The following is a 15,621-nucleotide window of genomic DNA, read 5'->3' on the forward strand; positions in this document are numbered from 1 at the left end:
TGACGGCCTCGAGGCAGTAGCTAGCGGGAGCAGAAGCGTAGAGGCGGAGTAAAAGTTTCGCCAGCCTTTTCAAAGGCTGCGGGGTTTGGGGCAGCGCCCCAAGACCTTGACCTTAAGCGGCGCGAGAAGGTAAGATAGAGCGGCGCGGCAGTACTTTTAGGATAGCCAGGATAGAGCGCGCGGCGAGCGCCGCCTGCGGGCAGCGAATCCTAAAAATGAGCAAAGCGGGATTTTTTGGACAGCGGACGGCCAGAAGTGGGCTGCCCCAGGCGGGGAGGCCGAAGTTCAAACAAGCCAGAAGAAGCCCCGCCCTGGGCGGAGAGTCCAAAATCAACCAAAACAAAAAAACCGGGTGGAACGCCCGAAACGCAACAGACCAAAAGGAAGTGAACTTATGGAACCAAGCTACAGCCAAAAAATCTCCCAGCGCCAGTGGAACCAGCCCGACAAGGGCCAGCTGGAAAGCCAAAGAGAAGCCACCTTTATGGACGACATTATTCAAAAGGACCACCTGGAGCGCCAGATCTTGGGTGCGCTGAAGGGCGTGGAGACCGTGTTTGACGGCGGCGGAGGCTGCGGGCGGTTCTCCATCCCGCTGGCCAGGCGGGGTCTGCGGGTGACCCATTTCGACATCTCCCAGCCCATGCTGGACAAAGCCCAAGAGCTGGCGGCCCAGGCCGGGGTGCTGGACCGGATGACCTTTGTCCAGGGGGCCCTGGAGGACCTTTCGGCCTATAGGGACGGGCAGTTTGACCTGGTGATGTCCTTTGACGCGCCGGTTTCCTACACCTACCCCAACCAGGAGCGGGTCCTTGGGGAGCTGGCCCGTATCTGCAAAAAGAGGCTGCTGCTTAGCGTCAGCTCCCGGCTGGGGTCGCTGCCGTACTTGGCCAATCCCCTCAATAAAAATCAGTTTATCCTGGACCCCAGCTGCGACGACCCCTATGTGCAGTGGTGCCTGGAAAACAAAGAAGCCCTGGTGAAGGGCTTCCGCTTTGACAAGGGGGCGGCAGAGCGGCTGCTGGCCCAGGGGCTGATGGGCGGCCAGGCGGAAATTGACGAGTATGAGCGGGGCGGAGCGCCCTGGTGCATCACCTACTGCTTTCTGCCGGACGAGCTGCAGAGCATTTTGGAACGCCTGGGGCTCCGGGAGATCCGCATGAGCGCCCCGGGGGCCTATGCCCGCACCGTGCCCCATGAGATATTGCAAAAACTGATGCGCGACCCACAGCAGAAGCGGGACTTTTTGGACTTTTGCTTTGTCTATGACCAAAACCCCTATGTGCTGGGCATGGGCAAAGACAACCTGTTCGCCGCGGCGGAGAAATCTACAGGCAATCCCGCACAATACTAAGCACCCTATTGCGCGGTTGTTGCCTAGGGCGTGCTCACATAAGCGTTCGTACGCATGTTTTTGGCAAATTTTTGCCATCTTCTGCGTTGAAAATTCTTGAAGTACGCGAGCACGTCTGCGAATTTTCGCCGTGCATCTGACAAAAATTGACTCCAAAATCTGCATACTCAGCTTATGTGAACACGGCTTAAAATAATTAAGGAGAAAGACAATGAAAATTGAGGCGACAACAGAAAACGGCGTTTTAGTGGTCGCGGAATGAGGGAAGGCATGAGAACAGCAAAGTGGCAGGACTATGAACTGATCGACGCGGCGGCAGGGGAGCGCCTGGAGCGCTGGGGGGACATCCTTCTGATCCGCCCGGACCCCCAGATCATCTGGCGGGGGGGAAAAAGGGACCCCCGCTGGGAAAAGGCCCACGCCCGGTACCACCGGTCCAACAAAGGGGGCGGGCACTGGGAAGCCTACAAAAAAATGCCGGAGGTGTGGCGGATTGGCTGGCAGGGGCTTAGCTTCCGGCTAAAGCCCATGGGCTTTAAGCACACGGGGCTGTTCCCCGAGCAGGCAGTGAACTGGGCCTGGGCCATGGAAAAGATTCGGGGCGCGGGCCGACCGGTGAAGGTGCTGAACCTGTTTGGCTACACCGGCGCGGCCACCGTGGCCTGTCTTGCGGCCGGGGCCGCCGTTACCCACGTGGACGCGGCCAAGGGCATGGTCCAGTGGGCCAAGGAGAACGCCGGGGCCAGCGGGCTTTTGGACCGGCCGGTGCGCTGGCTGGTGGACGACTGCGTGAAGTTTGTGGGGCGAGAGGCCCGCCGGGGCAGCCGCTACGACGGCATTATTATGGACCCGCCCTCTTACGGCCGGGGGCCCGGGGGCGAGGTGTGGAAGCTGGAGGAGCAGCTGTACGGCCTGGTAGAGCAATGCCGGGGCATCCTAAGCGACAGACCCTTATTCTTTATCCTGAACTCCTACACCACGGGGCTTTCTCCCACGGTGATGGGCTATCTGCTTAGCGAACTGCTGGGCCCTTTGGGGGGCGGGGTCTGGGCAGAGGAGATTGGCCTGCGGGTAACGGCCAGCGGCCTAAGCCTGCCCTGCGGCAACACAGCTATTTGGAGCGGGGGGGACAAGGGATGACGTGGAGCTATTGGGGCATAGGGGCCGCGTGGGCGGCGGCTGTGGTGTACGAGTGGATGTGGTCCGGCCAGGGCGCCCTGTGGCTGGGGTATCTGCTGACAGGGGGAGTGTTTATGGGAGCCGTAGTGTTAATGCGGCAGCCCTGGCGGCGGGGCGTACCAAAGCTGAAGCCCAGGACCTGGTTTACCCTGGCGGCGCTGGCCTGCGCGTTTTTTATGCTGGCCATGGACCATACAGCGGAAGAGGGGGCCTCTCATGTGCCCATGCTGCCCCTGTACCTGATTCTGTTTCTGGACTTTTTGGCCTCTGGCTGCTATACTTGGTGGAAGAACCGGTACCCAGATCCATAAAAGGAGCCAAAAGGAACACAGCGGCCAAAAGAAAACGCCGCGAAGCGCAAAAAGGAGTCCAGGGGAAACTAGTTTCTCCTGGCGGGGTGCGGGGCAGAGCCCCGCGTCCTGGCAGGTGCTGGATAACAGCCATTGGCGGCGCGAACCCATCAGAGATGGTCCCCCCAGCCCAACTCCGCCCCACGAGTCAAAGAGGGAGCGACAACTCCGCGCCGCCATCGGGGGTCCGGGGGTGCCCCCCGGCCCTTGCCCTTCCTCCAATCCCAGCGTGTTCCGGCGGTTAACCACCGGAACAGCGGCCAGCCAGCGCGGGAGAAAAAGCGGTGCGGGCGGGCGCCCGGCTCATCAGAAAAAACTTTATCCGAGATACAAGGCGGTGAAAATCATGGCGTTTATAGAAGCGCGGGGCGTGAGCTTTCGGTATGACGGCGAAAGCCCGGAGGTCCTGCATGATATTGATTTGCGTGTTGAAGAGGGGCAGTTTGTGGCCCTGTTGGGCCATAATGGCTGCGGAAAATCCACCATGGCCAAGCTGTTTAACGGGATGCTGGTTCCTACAGGGGGCCAGGTGCTGGTGGACGGCATCGACACAGCGGACGAGAACCGCCAGCTGGACGTGCGCCGGCGGGTGGGCCTGGTGCAGCAGAACCCGGACAACCAGCTGGTGGCCGGGGTGGTGGAAGAGGACGTGGCCTTTGGCCCCGAAAACCTGGGCATTCCTCCGGAGGAGATCCGCCGCCGGGTGGACCAGGCCCTGCGGGCGGTGGATATGTACGACTACCGGGGCCACGCCCCCCACAAGCTTTCTGGCGGGCAAAAGCAGCGGGTGGCCATAGCGGGTATTATTGCCATGGAGACAAAATGTATTGTGCTGGACGAGCCCACCGCCATGCTGGACCCCCAGGGCCGGACCGAGGTGATGGACACCATCCGACGGCTGAACCGGGAGAAGGGCATCACCATTATCCTGATTACCCACTATATGGACGAGGCGGTGGGGGCCGGCCGGGTGGTGGTGATGGACGGGGGCCGGGTGCTGATGGACGGGGGCCCCCGGCAGGTCTTTAGCCAGGTGGAGCGGCTAAAGCGCCACGCCCTGGACGTGCCCCAGGCCACGGAGCTGTGCTACCAGCTAAAGGCGGCGGGGGTGGACCTGGGGAGCTCGCCCCTTTCGGTGGAGGAGTGCCTGGAGATCTTTAAAAAGATAAATATAAATGAATAGGAGGCAATGATGGTTGATAGAGATACGCGTTATTGACTCCGCGCACAAGGCGGACGTCCGTCTGCCCAACCAGCCCTTCCCGCTGTTTGGGCGGATGATTCCCAGCTATATCCACCAGGAATGGAGCTATACGGTGGAAAAGCTTCCCCATGTTACGGAGATGCGCTTTCCCGACGAGCCCTACGACTATGACGCCATGAGCGAGGACACCGTGTTCATTGGCGCCTATGACGGTGAGGCCTGCGTGGGCCTGGCAGTGATGCAGAGCGGGTTTTTTAAGTACATGTACCTGTATGATTTGAAGGTCAACCGGGAGTACCGGGGCAAGGGCGTGGCCAGGCAACTGATGGAAAAGGCCCGCCAGGTGGCCCTGGACGCCGGCTACCGGGGCGTCTACACCCAGGGCCAGGATAACAACCTGGCCGCGTGCCGGTTCTACCTGAAGATGGGCTTTGTCATTGGGGGCCTGGATACCCAGGTGTATAAAGGCACCCCCCAAGAGGGAAAGGCGGACATCATTTTTTATTGGGACTGCGTCCCGGACGCTTCAGCGGACGCGCGGGGGTATGATGGAACATGAGAGAGGGAGCTTTGTCCCCCGCGGCATGGAGGAGCTGTATGAGGCCCTCCGGCGGCAGAACCCGGCGGGGGAGCTGGCCCTGAAAGAGGACGTTCTCCTATGGCGGCTGCCCAACGGCATTCGCCTTTGGGTCTGTTTCGAGACCATTGCCACAGCCTGGACGGACCGCCGGGGCCGGGAGCGCCCGCTGACCCACTGGCATCCCCCGGAGGAGGAAATATTCGGGGACTTGCTGGACATCTGCCAGGGAAGGACCTTCTGGGTGAGGAAAAAGCGTTCTCTATTCCAGGCCCCGCCGCTGATAATGGAGCGGGAGACATGGGGCAGATACAGCGAGCGAAAGAAGAGGAGATATGAGGTGCTGACGAAGAGAGACTAAACCCGTGCATCTAAGGGACAAGGAGTGGAGATCATTCAAATGCCAATACTAGAGACTAAAAACCTGTGCTATGTCTATGGCCAGGGCACCCCTTTTGAGAAAACCGCTGTGAAAGATGTGTCCATTGCCATTGAGAAAGGGGAGTTCGTGGGGGTCATTGGCCACACGGGCAGCGGAAAGTCCACCCTGATTCAAATGCTCAACGGCCTGATCCGCCCCACCGCTGGCCAGGTGCTGCTGGAGGGCCGGGACATTTGGCAAGAGCCCAAAAAGATACGAGCCGTGCGCTTTCGGGTGGGGATGGTGTTCCAATACCCAGAGTACCAGCTCTTTGAGGAGACGGTGCTCAAAGACATCATGTTCGGGCCCAAGAACATGGGCCTTTCGGACGAAGAGGCCAAAGAGCGGGCCCAAGAGGCCGCCCGGTTTACCGGCCTGCGGGAGGAGCTGCTGGAAAAGTCCCCCTTTGAACTCTCTGGGGGCGAAAAGCGCCGGGCCGCCATTGCGGGGGTGATTGCCATGGACCCCGAGGTGCTGATTTTGGACGAGCCCACCGCCGGCCTGGACCCCCGGGGCCGGGACGTGCTGCTGGCGCAGATTGGCCAATACCACAAGGAGCGGGGCAACACAGTGCTGCTGGTCTCCCACAGCATGGAGGACATCGGCCGGGCGGCGGACCGGCTGCTGGTAATGGGCGGTGGGCGCAAACAGGCCCTGGCCCCCACCAAAGAGGTGTTTTCCCGGGGGGAAGCGCTGGAGGCCGTGGGCCTGCGGGTGCCGCAGATTACGAAAATCATGGGAGAGCTGCAAAAGCTGGGCTGGCCGGTGGACCCCGCCACCCTGACGGTGGACGATGCCCTGAAGCAGCTGATTCCCTATCTCAAAGAAAGGGGGCGGAAGAATGCTCTCTGATATTACCTTGGGCCAATATTTTCCAGCCCCGTCGGTTCTGCACCGGACGGACCCCAGGCTGAAAATCTGCCTGACCATCTTTTCCATTGTGCTGATCTTCGCGGCGGGGAATTTCTTCAGCCTGGCCCTGGCGGTGGGGTACATTGGCCTGGGCATGGCCCTTTCTAAAATCCCCTTAAAGATGTACCTGCGCAGCCTGAAACCCGTGCTGTTCATCATTGTGTTTACCGCGGTGTTAAACGTCTTTTACGGCACCGGGGACCCCCTGTGGCAGCTGGGCTTTATCAAAATCACGAAAAACGGGCTGCTAAACAGCTTTTTTGTGTCTGTGCGCATTGTGGTGCTGATTCTGGCCAGCTCGGTGCTCACCTTTACCACCTCCCCCAACCAGCTCACCGACGCTATCGAGCGGCTGCTGCGGCCTCTTTCAAAGCTGGGGGTGCCGGTGCACGAGTTTGCCATGATGATGACCATCGCACTGCGGTTTGTTCCCCTGCTTTTAGAGGAGACGGACAAGATTATGAGCGCCCAAAAGGCCCGGGGGGCGGACATGGAGAGCGGGGGGATTATCCAGCGGATCAAGGCCCTGGTGCCAGTGCTGATTCCCCTGTTCGTGTCGGCGTTCCGGCGGGCCTTTGACCTGGCCACAGCCATGGAGAGCCGCTGCTACCACGGGGGCCAGGGCCGCACCAAGATGAAGGTGCTGCGCTTTGGGGGAGCGGACTGGCTGATTCTCTGCTCGGCGGCGGTGGCGCTGGGAGTGTTTATTGTGTTGAATGTGGGGTTCCCGCCGGCCATTGTGCGGTAGCTCCAGTAGAAAGGGGATGGACTGCGTGAAGATTATATCCGGGCAATACGAAAAGGGGACCAGCCAGCAGCGGGAGGCCTTTCGGGCGCTGTTTGGGGAAGAGAACACCCAGTACAAGTTCGACCTGTACTTCCACTGGTATAACATCCTCCACGAGCTTGGGCACTGCGTGACGGAGGCCCAGGGGCTGCGGACCTCCCCTGTGAAAGAGGAAATGCTGGTGAACGCCTTTGCCGTGGCATACTGGAACCAGGCGGGCCAGGGGGACAGAATAGAGGAGCTGGGCCGCCTGCTGGAAGAACGGCTGGCGGGCATGCCCGCCTTTGTGCCGGAAAATATGGGTCTTGTGGAGTACTACGAGAGCGTGTGGGGCGAAGAACTGCTGGGCGACGTGGCCCGGTACGGGCACTTTCAGTTTAGCAGCGTGTGGGAGGCAGTGAAAGCGGGCCGGGACCTAAAGAGCGTACTGGCTTCTATGGGCATTCCCCTTGGCAGCGAGATGGCCGTAACGGGGTATCGGGGGGAGATATCCGCGCAAAACGCCCGGCCGGTGCTGCGCCAGGCCCTGGCAGACCTGGAAAGCCTGGGCCTGCCCCCTATGGCGGTCCAGCTGGAGCTGGTGGAAAACCCCGCTGTGCAGTGCGCACAGTGAGGAATTTGGAGAGGAAACCAAATGGAAGGATTTGTAATAAAGCAAAATGAACTGACGGCCCAGGAATTTATCGAGCTGTGGGAGACAGTATGGGACCAGGGGCCCGCGCCGGAGCAGGTGCGGCTGGCCATGGAGCACACCCTGTTTCGGGTATCTGTGTGGGATGGGGGCAAAATCGTGGGAATGGCCAGGATGCTGGGGGACATGGGACTGAACTACTACGTGAAAGACGTGGTGGTGCGGCCGGAGTACCAGCACAGGGGGATTGGGCGGCTGATGATGGACCAGCTGCTTCAGTTTGTCAACGACCACGGCGTTCGGGGCACCGAGATATTTGTGGAGCTGTGCGCCGTGCCGGACAAGGCCCCCTTTTATGAAAAGCTGGGCTTTGACGCCAACGAGGGCATCCGGCTGAAGATGATGAAGGCGGTGGAGTGAGGGGAGAAAGCGGCGATATTGCGCGCCGCTGGCCCAAGGGACGCTGCACGCCTAAACCATATTGGCAGCAGCGCGGTTCCGGGGCTGGTGGCAAAGCCCATTGTGGACATTTTGCTGGAGATCGACGCCAGCTGCAATGTGACGGAATTACAGAGGGCTCTGAAAACCATTGGCTATGGGGAAGAGCTTGCCACCCGGGCGGAGGACCCTTTTGTGGGTAAAGGGGATGTCCTGCGGCGGCAGAGTACGCGGGGCTGAAGCGGCGCATGCTGCGGGACATTGAAAGCGGCAAAATTGAGCGTATGTCCAACGGATATTCTCAGGCAAAGTTCGCGTTTGTGGGAACAGGTCACGGCACAGGCCAAACGGGAGTTTGCCGGAAAGACATGCGCAATATCCTATCGGTACAGGTTCTAAGAGCTTATGAAAGGAGTCTCCATGCGCAACCTACTGCTAACCATTACCTATGACGGCACGGCCTACCACGGCTGGCAGATACAGGAGAACGCCCTTACGGTGCAGCAGGTCTTTCAAGAGGCGCTGTTCCGGGTTACGGGGCAGCGGGAGGACCTAAAGGGCTGCTCCCGGACCGATACCGGCGTACACGCCCGGCAGTTCTGTCTTAGCCTAAAAACAGCGGCGCCTATGCCGCCCCAACGGCTGCTGGCCGCCCTGAACCACTATTTGCCCCCAGACGTGGCGGTGAAGGACTGCCGGGAAGTGCCCCCAGACTTTCATGCCCGCTACAGCTGCAAGGGCAAAGAGTACTGCTATGAAATATGGAACCACCCGGTGCGGGAGCCCTTTTTGCGGGGGCGGGCTCTGCACTACTGGTATCCCATGGACGAGGCCCTGCTGGATCAGGCCGCCCGCCGCTATGTGGGGGTCCACGACTTTACCTCCTTCTGCACCCTGGACAGCCGGGACCGGGGGGACCTGACCCGAAGGGTGTGGGAGTCAAAGGTGGAGCGCCGGGGGAACCTGGTGGTGTTCACGGTGGCGGCGGACGGTTTTTTGTACAACATGGTGCGCATTATGGCGGGCACCCTGCTGCGGGTCCAGCAGGGCAAGCTGGCCCCAGAGGACATCCCCGGCATTATTGCCGCCCGGGAGCGGAAAGCGGCGGGGCCCACTGCCCCGGCCTGCGGGCTGTACTTAAACCGGGTGTTTTATTGAAAGGGAAAGCATATGGCAAAACACAGCAAGGAACAGAACACAAAGGTCATCCGCCTGAAGGACTACCAGGAAAAACAGGAACAGCCAGAGCCCCGGGCGGCATATGAATATGAGGGAGAGGACCAGGAAGAAGAGAGCGGCCAAGTCTATGAACAAAGAAGAAGGCTGCGCCAGCTGCCAAAGGCCGTGTATGCCAGCAGTTTGGCACTTTTGGCGGTGATTATTGGCCTGGCCCTGTGGGTTAACCGGCAGTACTTGAACTGGGACTCCATAAAGGAATGGGCCAAGCTGCAAGTGCTGGGGGAAGAGGGCGGCGACGGCTTTCCAGTGCAGATCACGGGTTCCAATGTGTTTGCCTCTAACTTCACCGCCAGCGGAGGCTCGGCGGTGGTCCTAAGCAACACGGCCCTTACTGTGGTGAACGCGGGGGGAAAGGAGGAGATGTCGGTTCGGCACAAGCTGAACCAGCCGGTGCTGAAAACCGCCGGGGGCCGGTACCTGATATTTAACAGCGGCAGTACGGGCTATACCGTGCTGTCCGGCGGGGAAAAGGCCGTGGATGCCGTGGCGGAGCAGGACATCATTACCGGCGATGTGGCCCCAAACGGCAAGTATGCCCTGGGCCTGGAGGGCAGCTTTGGCGCTTCAAAGCTGCAAGTCTTTTTAAAGGACGGCAAGCTGCAATATGAGTACCCCTTTGCCCAAGACTATATTACAGCGGTCTGCCTAAACTACGACGGCTCCTTTGGCGGGGTCTGCACTGTACGCAGCGAAAAAGGCGAGATGGTGTCTTTGCTAACCATATTCGACTTTACAAAAACCGAGCCCGTGGCCCAGTTCGAGACCAGAGACAACCTGCTTTTGGCCGCCTACTGGGGGGAGAACGGGGCTATTTACGGGGTGGGGGACGAGGCGCTGGTAATGTGCCGGTCCTCGGACTACAGCTTTGTGGAGCAGGGCTACCAGGGCCGGCGGCTAACGGCTTTCTGCCTGGACAAAAACCGGGCGTTTTTGTCCATTTCCGCCTATGAGCACGCGGGGGCCAGCACCCTGATGGCCTATGACGCCACCCAGGAGATTGGCCCAAACAACCCGGCGCGGGTGGAGTTTGACCAGCGCATAGAGGCTATTTCGGCCGCCGGGGGAACGGTGGGCGCGCTGGTAGGGGGCGAAGTGGTGTTCTGCGATTACGACACCGGCATGGTGCTGGCCCGGGCGGAGGCGGGCACAGACGCCAAGAGCCTGGCCCTGGCCAGCGAAAGCAAGGCCTACATATTGGGTGTCAGTGAGATTCGAACCCTAGAGGCAGAGGGCTAGCGAAAGCGTTTTTTCAAAGGGGCGGCAAGCGGGCGGCTTGGGCGCTGCGGCCCGCGGCCAGGATTGAAAGAGAACTGTAAGGGGTTTTCTCTTGTTTAAGTTGAAAAAGTGTGCTACAATAGGATTTGCTTGGCGCGGCTTGGCGCGTTTTGGAAAAGGAGGAATGCCAAATGGGCTATTCACTGGACATCTGTATTTTAGGCATTTGCCTGATCTGTGTGATTGCCGGGGTACGCAGGGGCTTTATCCGCTCTTTGGTCCACTTTTTGGGCGCGATTGTGGCGGCCGGGCTGGCCTCCGTTTTTGGCGGATACCTGGCGCACTGGCTTTTTAACACCCTGTTTCGGGACGCCATGGTGGATAAGATTGACGCTTCGCTGCGCACCATGGGGGTGGAAAACGCGGCCATCACTGCGGAGCAGCTGCTGGCCAACCTGCCGGACTTTATTGTCCGGGCTTTGGAAGAGGCCGGGGTGACCGCAGCCTCCATCAGCGGGGGGCTGGCTTCTCAAACAGGCCGGGCGGCGGTTATGGTAGTGGACTACCTGGCGCCGGTGTTTGTGAACTTTTTAAAGGTGCTGGCTGTGATTGTGCTGTTTTTCCTGTTTATGACATTGGTGCGGGTGCTGGCCGTGACCGTGAGCCGAATGCTGAAGCTGCCCGTTCTTAGCCAGGTGGACGGCCTTTTGGGCGGGGTGTGCGGCTTTTTGGTGGCGCTGGTGGTTGTTTGGATTATCGTTGCGGGCCTCTTTGTGTTTACCCCCATGCTGGAGCCCAGCGTGCAGTGGAAGATGGAGGACGCCCTAAACCACTCGATAATTGCCGGAACCCTGGTAAATCTGAACCCGCTGGGAGGCATGTTCCAGGCAGGCTAGAGTCTGTTCTAAAAACAGAACGCTGGCGCGCTGGGGTGGGACCATACACCATAAAAAACCCATTTTTAAGATAAAGAAAGGGAAGCCCTTATGCCCCAAGAAACAAAACCTTCGAACCGTGTACTGACTGTGCCCAACGCCATGTCCGGGCTAAGAATATTGATCGTGCCCTTTTTTGCGGTGCTCTACCTAAAGGGGTACGTGGCCGCGGCAGTGGCGCTTTTGCTTCTTTCGGGGCTGACAGATATGCTGGATGGGCTGATTGCCAGAAAATTCAACCAGATTACAGAGCTGGGCAAAATGCTGGACCCCTTTGCCGACAAGCTGACCCAGGGGGTGGTGGCCCTGTGCATTGCCCTGCGGTTTCCAGCCATTCGTCCGCTTTTGCTGCTGTTTATTTTTAAAGAGCTGCTGATGCTGGGCTGCGCGGTGGTGCTGCTGAAAAAGCACAAGCGGCCCTGCGCCGCCAAATGGTACGGCAAGGTGGCCACCGTGATGTTCTATGTTTCGGTGTCTGTGATCGTGCTGATGGACGGCATTGGGCTGGCAAAGCCCAACACCTTTAATATTTCGGCCTATGTAATGCTGGGCCTGACCGGCGTGATGATGGCCTACGCGGCGGTGAAGTATTTTCAGATATTCCTGGCCATACTAAGGGAGCCGGGGGGCGGACAGGACAAAAACCCGCCGGCGGAAAGGCGGCGGAAATGAAGCAGCGGTTATTGGGCTTTTTCAGCGGCTTTCCCAGCCGCCGCTTTCCCCCTGCGGTAGCCCAGCGGTTAAAAGAGGCGCTGGCACAGCGGGACAGCCTGGTTTTCGTCAGCGCATGGCCGGAGGATGCCCAAAGGAATGACAGCGACCTGGCGGGTATGTATGAGATGTTCTTGCAGTACGGCATGTCCTTTGACCGGCATTGTGTCATTGATAGGCGGATGGGGGCGCAGGAGGCCGTGGCGGCGGTTCAAAAGGCCTCCTGCGTGTTTTTGATGGGCGGCCACCCGGGGCAGCAGCTCAGGCTGATACAGGATCTGGGGTTGGCCGGGGCCATTGAAGGCTTTGCCCCCGTGGTGCTGGGCGTCAGCGCCGGGGCCATCAATATGGCGGAGCGCGCGTTGGACACCAAAGAATCTTTGGCCCCCTATGCGGGCCTGGGGCTGGCCAATATTACGGTAAAGCCCCACTTCTCTCTGTCTGACAGGCAGGTGCTAAGCACCCTGCTGCAAATCTCTATGGAACTGCCCATCTGCGCTATGGCGGATGACAGCGCTATTTTTGTAGAGGCGGGCGGCGTGTTCCACACAGGGGAGATCTATTGGGTCGACCAGGGCCAAAGGGCCCCTTTTTCACCGGAAAAGCTGGGGGTTGCCGGCAAAAATTAAAAGCTTGTTAATGAAATCGCCGGGGGGCCGTGGTATAATAGGGATAAATGCAAAGGCTTGCATGCTTGCAGAATTGAAGGTTTATAGGGGGAACACGGCAGGGCCCGTGTTCCCTTTCTCAAGATAGAGGAGGGTATATATGATGATGCTGTGTACAAGATGTCACAAAAGGCCGGCCACGGTGTTTGTCTCTCAGTCGGCCACGGGCAAGGACATAAAGGGCTACTGCTTTGTGTGTGCAAAAGAGTTGGGCATCAAGCCCGTGAACGACATTATGGACAACATGATGAACACCCTGAAGCAGCAGACCGGCATGACCGAGGAGGAGTTTCAGGAGGCCACCGAGCAGATGACCCAGATGATGCGCCTGGACGCCCAGGAAAGCGGGGAGGACGAGGACGAGGAGGAAGGCTTTTCTCTGGGGGGAGCGGCCACCTTGCCCACAGACATCATGCTGGGGGGCGCCCCGGGGGCCAACGCGGGCCAGAACGTGCGGGACCGCCGGGAGAGCGTTCACAAAAAGAAGCGCAAGCACATCCAGAATTACTGCACAGACCTGACCGGCCGGGCCCGCAGGGGAGAACTGGACAATATTGTGGGCCGGGAAAAGGAGATTCAGCGGGTGGTGCAAATTCTCTCCCGCCGGACCAAGAACAACCCCTGCCTGATCGGCGAGCCCGGCGTGGGCAAAACCGCTGTGGCAGAGGGCCTTGCCCTGCGCATTGCCAGCGGGGATGTGCCCGAGAAGCTGCGGGAAAAGGAGATTCAGCTGCTGGACCTTACCGCCCTGGTGGCGGGCACCCAGTTCCGGGGGCAGTTCGAGAGCCGCATCAAGGGCCTGGTAGACGAGGTGAAAGCAGACGGAAATGTGATCCTCTTTATCGACGAGGTCCACAACCTGGTGGGCACCGGCGACGCGGAGGGCAGCATGAACGCGGCCAATATTCTAAAGCCCGCCCTGTCCCGGGGGGAGATTCAGGTCATAGGGGCCACCACCTTTAACGAATACAGAAAGTATATTGAAAAGGATGCTGCCCTGGAGCGGCGGTTTCAGCCTGTCACCGTAAACGAGCCTTCTTCCGAGGATACGGCGCAGGTGTTGCTGGGCATAAAAAGCTATTACGAGGCCTACCACCGGGTGACCGTATCGGAAAAAATTGCCCGCCGCATGGTGGTGCTGGCCGAGCGGTACATTAATGACCGCTATCTGCCTGACAAGGCCATTGACCTTTTGGACGAGGCCTGCGCCTGCGCGGCCCTGCGCAACCAGCGGCTGGAGGAATATGACCGCATGGAGAGAGACCTGAACCGGGAACGGGTGCGGGAGCAGGATCTCTCGAACCCGGGGAACCTTAGCGTGGACTATGAGGAGCTGGCCAAAACCCACTACCGCATTGCCACCCTGGAGGAGGGCCTGGACCGGCTGCGCCGGGAAGGGGTGTTTGCCCCAGTGGAAGAGGCGGACCTGGCCTATGTGATAGAGCTGTGGACCAGCATTCCGGCTGCCAAGATAGAGGCTGGAGACCTGGAGAAGCTCTCTGGCCTAGAGGATGTGCTGAAAAAGAAGATTGTGGGCCAGGACCAGGCCGTGGCGGCGGTTTCCGCGGCGGTGCGCAGAAGCCGGGTGCAGATCAGCCCCAGGCGGCGGCCAGCCTCCTTTATCTTTGTGGGGCCCACCGGCACGGGCAAAACCGAGCTGGTGCGGGTGCTCTCCCAGGAACTGTTCGACACGCCGGAGACCATGATCCGCCTGGATATGTCCGAGTTTATGGAAAAGCACTCGGTGTCTAAGCTCACTGGCTCGCCTCCAGGCTATATTGGCTATGACGAGGCCGGACAGCTCACCGAAAAGGTGCGGCGGCGGCCCTACTCGGTGCTGCTGTTTGATGAAATTGAGAAAGCCCACCCGGACGTAATGAACATTTTGCTGCAAATTTTGGACGAAGGACGCGTTACAGACGCCCACGGCCGCACCGTGAACTTTGAGCATACCGTAGTGGTGATGACCTCTAACGCGGGCAGCGAGCGGAAGGAAGGGGCCCTGGGCTTTGCCAAGAGCCCGGGGGACATGAGCCGGGAAAAGGCCCTGAAGGCCCTGAACGAGTTTTTGCGGCCCGAGTTCCTTAGCCGCATTGACGAGGTGGTGGTATTCCGCCCTCTGGATGTGGAGGATTACAAACAGATTGCCGCTTTGATGCTGGAGGAGTACGTGGGTTCTTTGGCCGAGAAAGGCATTACCCTGAACTACAGCCCAGAGTCCTGCGCCCTGCTGGCGGAGAAGTCCGTGGGCGGAAAAAGCGGGGCCCGGGACCTGCGGAACAACATCCGGCGGATGGTGGAGGATAAAATAGCCAACCTCATTGTCCAAAAGGGCGAAGGGGGCCTGGAGGCCATTGCCGTGGACGCGAAAGACGGTGCGCTGCGGGTGGAGGCCCTATGATCATTCGAAGAGCGGCGGAGACAGACCTGCCCGCCATTGGGGCTCTTTATAGGGAGGCCCGAAAGGCCCTGGGCCAGGCCGGGGTAGACCAGTGGCAGGGAGAGTACCCCAACGAGGACTCCGCCCGGGAGGACATGGCCCGGGGCTGGTGTTATGTGGCCGAGGACCAGGGCCGGGTGGTGGCCACTGCCTGCCTGGGCTTTGGCCAGGACCCCACCTATGACGTGATAGAAAAGGGCGGCTGGCAGAGTACCGGGGACTACGGCTTTTTGCACCGGGCGGCGGTTTCTGCTTCCGCTAAGGGAAAGGGCATAGCGCCAATGTTTTTCCAGGAGCTGGTGGGGCAGGCTCGGGCCCGGGGCGTGGGGGCCATACGAGGCGACACCCACCGGGATAACCAGCCCATGCGGCGGGTGATGGAGAAGTGTGGGCTAGAGTACCGGGGAATCATCTACGCGGAGAATGGCACAGCGCGCATGGCCTATGAGCGGGTGCTATAGTGGGGCTATAAGAAAAAAACCGGGGCCCCTGTGGGGAGGATCGACGGGGTTTTTTCCAGAACTTTTACCACCCCTTGGCGGGCCCTTTATTTATCAGCG

The 15,621-nt window shown here is 59.8% G+C and carries 18 protein-coding genes; all 18 read left to right on the forward strand.

The features are described from left to right. The first annotated feature begins 394 nt into the window (after window positions 1-394). Window positions 395-1,354 (forward strand): methyltransferase domain-containing protein, encoded by a 960-nt coding sequence (locus U8U68_RS00355; protein WP_322198871.1) that lies wholly within the window; start codon window positions 395-397, stop codon window positions 1,352-1,354. 270 nt (window positions 1,355-1,624) lie between these two features. Then, a complete protein-coding gene (locus U8U68_RS00360) occupies window positions 1,625-2,494 on the forward strand; it encodes a class I SAM-dependent methyltransferase (protein ID WP_322198872.1) in 870 nt (289 codons plus the stop codon). Further along, entirely contained in the window at window positions 2,491-2,844 is a 354-nt protein-coding gene (locus U8U68_RS00365) for a hypothetical protein (RefSeq protein WP_322198873.1), read from the forward strand. Before U8U68_RS00360 ends, U8U68_RS00365 begins: the two co-directional genes overlap by 4 nt. Window positions 2,845-3,229: 385 nt before the next feature. Then, window positions 3,230-4,066, forward strand: a complete 837-nt coding sequence (locus tag U8U68_RS00370) for an energy-coupling factor transporter ATPase (RefSeq protein WP_322198874.1) — start codon at window positions 3,230-3,232, stop codon at window positions 4,064-4,066. 13 nt (window positions 4,067-4,079) lie between these two features. After that, on the forward strand, window positions 4,080-4,646 hold the full coding sequence (locus U8U68_RS00375) for a GNAT family N-acetyltransferase (protein ID WP_322198875.1): 567 nt from the start codon (window positions 4,080-4,082) through the stop codon (window positions 4,644-4,646). After that, window positions 4,633-5,025, forward strand: a complete 393-nt coding sequence (locus U8U68_RS00380; RefSeq protein WP_322198876.1) for a hypothetical protein — start codon at window positions 4,633-4,635, stop codon at window positions 5,023-5,025. The genes U8U68_RS00375 and U8U68_RS00380 overlap by 14 nt, the downstream gene beginning before the upstream one ends. 39 nt (window positions 5,026-5,064) lie before the next feature. After that, on the forward strand, window positions 5,065-5,937 hold the full coding sequence (locus U8U68_RS00385) for an energy-coupling factor transporter ATPase (RefSeq protein WP_322198877.1): 873 nt from the start codon (window positions 5,065-5,067) through the stop codon (window positions 5,935-5,937). Then, window positions 5,927-6,745: an energy-coupling factor transporter transmembrane component T family protein gene (locus U8U68_RS00390; protein ID WP_322198878.1), complete on the forward strand. Its 819-nt coding sequence runs from the start codon at window positions 5,927-5,929 to the stop codon at window positions 6,743-6,745. Before U8U68_RS00385 ends, U8U68_RS00390 begins: the two co-directional genes overlap by 11 nt. A 25-nt stretch (window positions 6,746-6,770) precedes the next feature. Next, complete coding sequence (locus tag U8U68_RS00395) at window positions 6,771-7,397, forward strand: hypothetical protein (protein WP_322198879.1); 627 nt, start codon at window positions 6,771-6,773, stop codon at window positions 7,395-7,397. A 21-nt stretch (window positions 7,398-7,418) separates the two neighbouring features. Further along, on the forward strand, window positions 7,419-7,835 hold the full coding sequence (locus U8U68_RS00400; RefSeq protein ID WP_322198880.1) for a GNAT family N-acetyltransferase: 417 nt from the start codon (window positions 7,419-7,421) through the stop codon (window positions 7,833-7,835). Window positions 7,836-7,853: 18 nt separating this feature from the next. Further along, window positions 7,854-8,093, forward strand: a complete 240-nt coding sequence (locus U8U68_RS00405; protein ID WP_322198881.1) for a GrpB family protein — start codon at window positions 7,854-7,856, stop codon at window positions 8,091-8,093. Window positions 8,094-8,273: 180 nt separating this feature from the next. Then, entirely contained in the window at window positions 8,274-9,011 is a 738-nt protein-coding gene (truA, locus tag U8U68_RS00410; protein WP_322198882.1) for a tRNA pseudouridine(38-40) synthase TruA, read from the forward strand. A 12-nt stretch (window positions 9,012-9,023) separates the two neighbouring features. Beyond that, window positions 9,024-10,328 (forward strand): DUF5711 family protein, encoded by a 1,305-nt coding sequence (locus U8U68_RS00415; protein ID WP_322198883.1) that lies wholly within the window; start codon window positions 9,024-9,026, stop codon window positions 10,326-10,328. 170 nt (window positions 10,329-10,498) lie between these two features. Then, on the forward strand, window positions 10,499-11,203 hold the full coding sequence (locus tag U8U68_RS00420) for a CvpA family protein (RefSeq protein WP_322198884.1): 705 nt from the start codon (window positions 10,499-10,501) through the stop codon (window positions 11,201-11,203). Window positions 11,204-11,293: 90 nt separating this feature from the next. Then, window positions 11,294-11,914 (forward strand): CDP-alcohol phosphatidyltransferase family protein, encoded by a 621-nt coding sequence (locus U8U68_RS00425; protein ID WP_322198885.1) that lies wholly within the window; start codon window positions 11,294-11,296, stop codon window positions 11,912-11,914. After that, window positions 11,911-12,582, forward strand: a complete 672-nt coding sequence (locus tag U8U68_RS00430) for a Type 1 glutamine amidotransferase-like domain-containing protein (protein WP_322198886.1) — start codon at window positions 11,911-11,913, stop codon at window positions 12,580-12,582. Before U8U68_RS00425 ends, U8U68_RS00430 begins: the two co-directional genes overlap by 4 nt. A gap of 145 nt (window positions 12,583-12,727) precedes the next feature. Next, entirely contained in the window at window positions 12,728-15,022 is a 2,295-nt protein-coding gene (locus U8U68_RS00435; RefSeq protein ID WP_322199235.1) for an ATP-dependent Clp protease ATP-binding subunit, read from the forward strand. After that, window positions 15,019-15,522, forward strand: coding sequence for a GNAT family N-acetyltransferase (locus U8U68_RS00440; RefSeq protein WP_322198887.1), 504 nt, complete (start codon window positions 15,019-15,021; stop codon window positions 15,520-15,522). The genes U8U68_RS00435 and U8U68_RS00440 overlap by 4 nt, the downstream gene beginning before the upstream one ends. The last annotated feature ends 99 nt before the right edge of the window (window positions 15,523-15,621 follow it).

Origin of the sequence: Acutalibacter intestini, assembly GCF_034334985.1 — a bacterium.
Taxonomy (GTDB): Bacteria; Bacillota; Clostridia; order Oscillospirales; family Acutalibacteraceae; genus Acutalibacter; species Acutalibacter intestini.

Coding starts and splice junctions, on each gene's coding strand:
- U8U68_RS00390 (WP_322198878.1), top strand. CDS start 5,927: ATGCTCTCTGATATTACCTTGGGCCAATATTTTCCAGCCCCGTCGGTT.
- U8U68_RS00415 (WP_322198883.1), top strand. CDS start 9,024: ATGGCAAAACACAGCAAGGAACAGAACACAAAGGTCATCCGCCTGAAG.
- U8U68_RS00385 (WP_322198877.1), top strand. CDS start 5,065: ATGCCAATACTAGAGACTAAAAACCTGTGCTATGTCTATGGCCAGGGC.
- U8U68_RS00400 (WP_322198880.1), top strand. CDS start 7,419: ATGGAAGGATTTGTAATAAAGCAAAATGAACTGACGGCCCAGGAATTT.
- U8U68_RS00440 (WP_322198887.1), top strand. CDS start 15,019: ATGATCATTCGAAGAGCGGCGGAGACAGACCTGCCCGCCATTGGGGCT.
- U8U68_RS00425 (WP_322198885.1), top strand. CDS start 11,294: ATGCCCCAAGAAACAAAACCTTCGAACCGTGTACTGACTGTGCCCAAC.
- U8U68_RS00380 (WP_322198876.1), top strand. CDS start 4,633: ATGATGGAACATGAGAGAGGGAGCTTTGTCCCCCGCGGCATGGAGGAG.
- U8U68_RS00435 (WP_322199235.1), top strand. CDS start 12,728: ATGCTGTGTACAAGATGTCACAAAAGGCCGGCCACGGTGTTTGTCTCT.
- U8U68_RS00370 (WP_322198874.1), top strand. CDS start 3,230: ATGGCGTTTATAGAAGCGCGGGGCGTGAGCTTTCGGTATGACGGCGAA.
- truA (WP_322198882.1), top strand. CDS start 8,274: ATGCGCAACCTACTGCTAACCATTACCTATGACGGCACGGCCTACCAC.
- U8U68_RS00355 (WP_322198871.1), top strand. CDS start 395: ATGGAACCAAGCTACAGCCAAAAAATCTCCCAGCGCCAGTGGAACCAG.
- U8U68_RS00365 (WP_322198873.1), top strand. CDS start 2,491: ATGACGTGGAGCTATTGGGGCATAGGGGCCGCGTGGGCGGCGGCTGTG.
- U8U68_RS00430 (WP_322198886.1), top strand. CDS start 11,911: ATGAAGCAGCGGTTATTGGGCTTTTTCAGCGGCTTTCCCAGCCGCCGC.
- U8U68_RS00420 (WP_322198884.1), top strand. CDS start 10,499: ATGGGCTATTCACTGGACATCTGTATTTTAGGCATTTGCCTGATCTGT.
- U8U68_RS00360 (WP_322198872.1), top strand. CDS start 1,625: ATGAGAACAGCAAAGTGGCAGGACTATGAACTGATCGACGCGGCGGCA.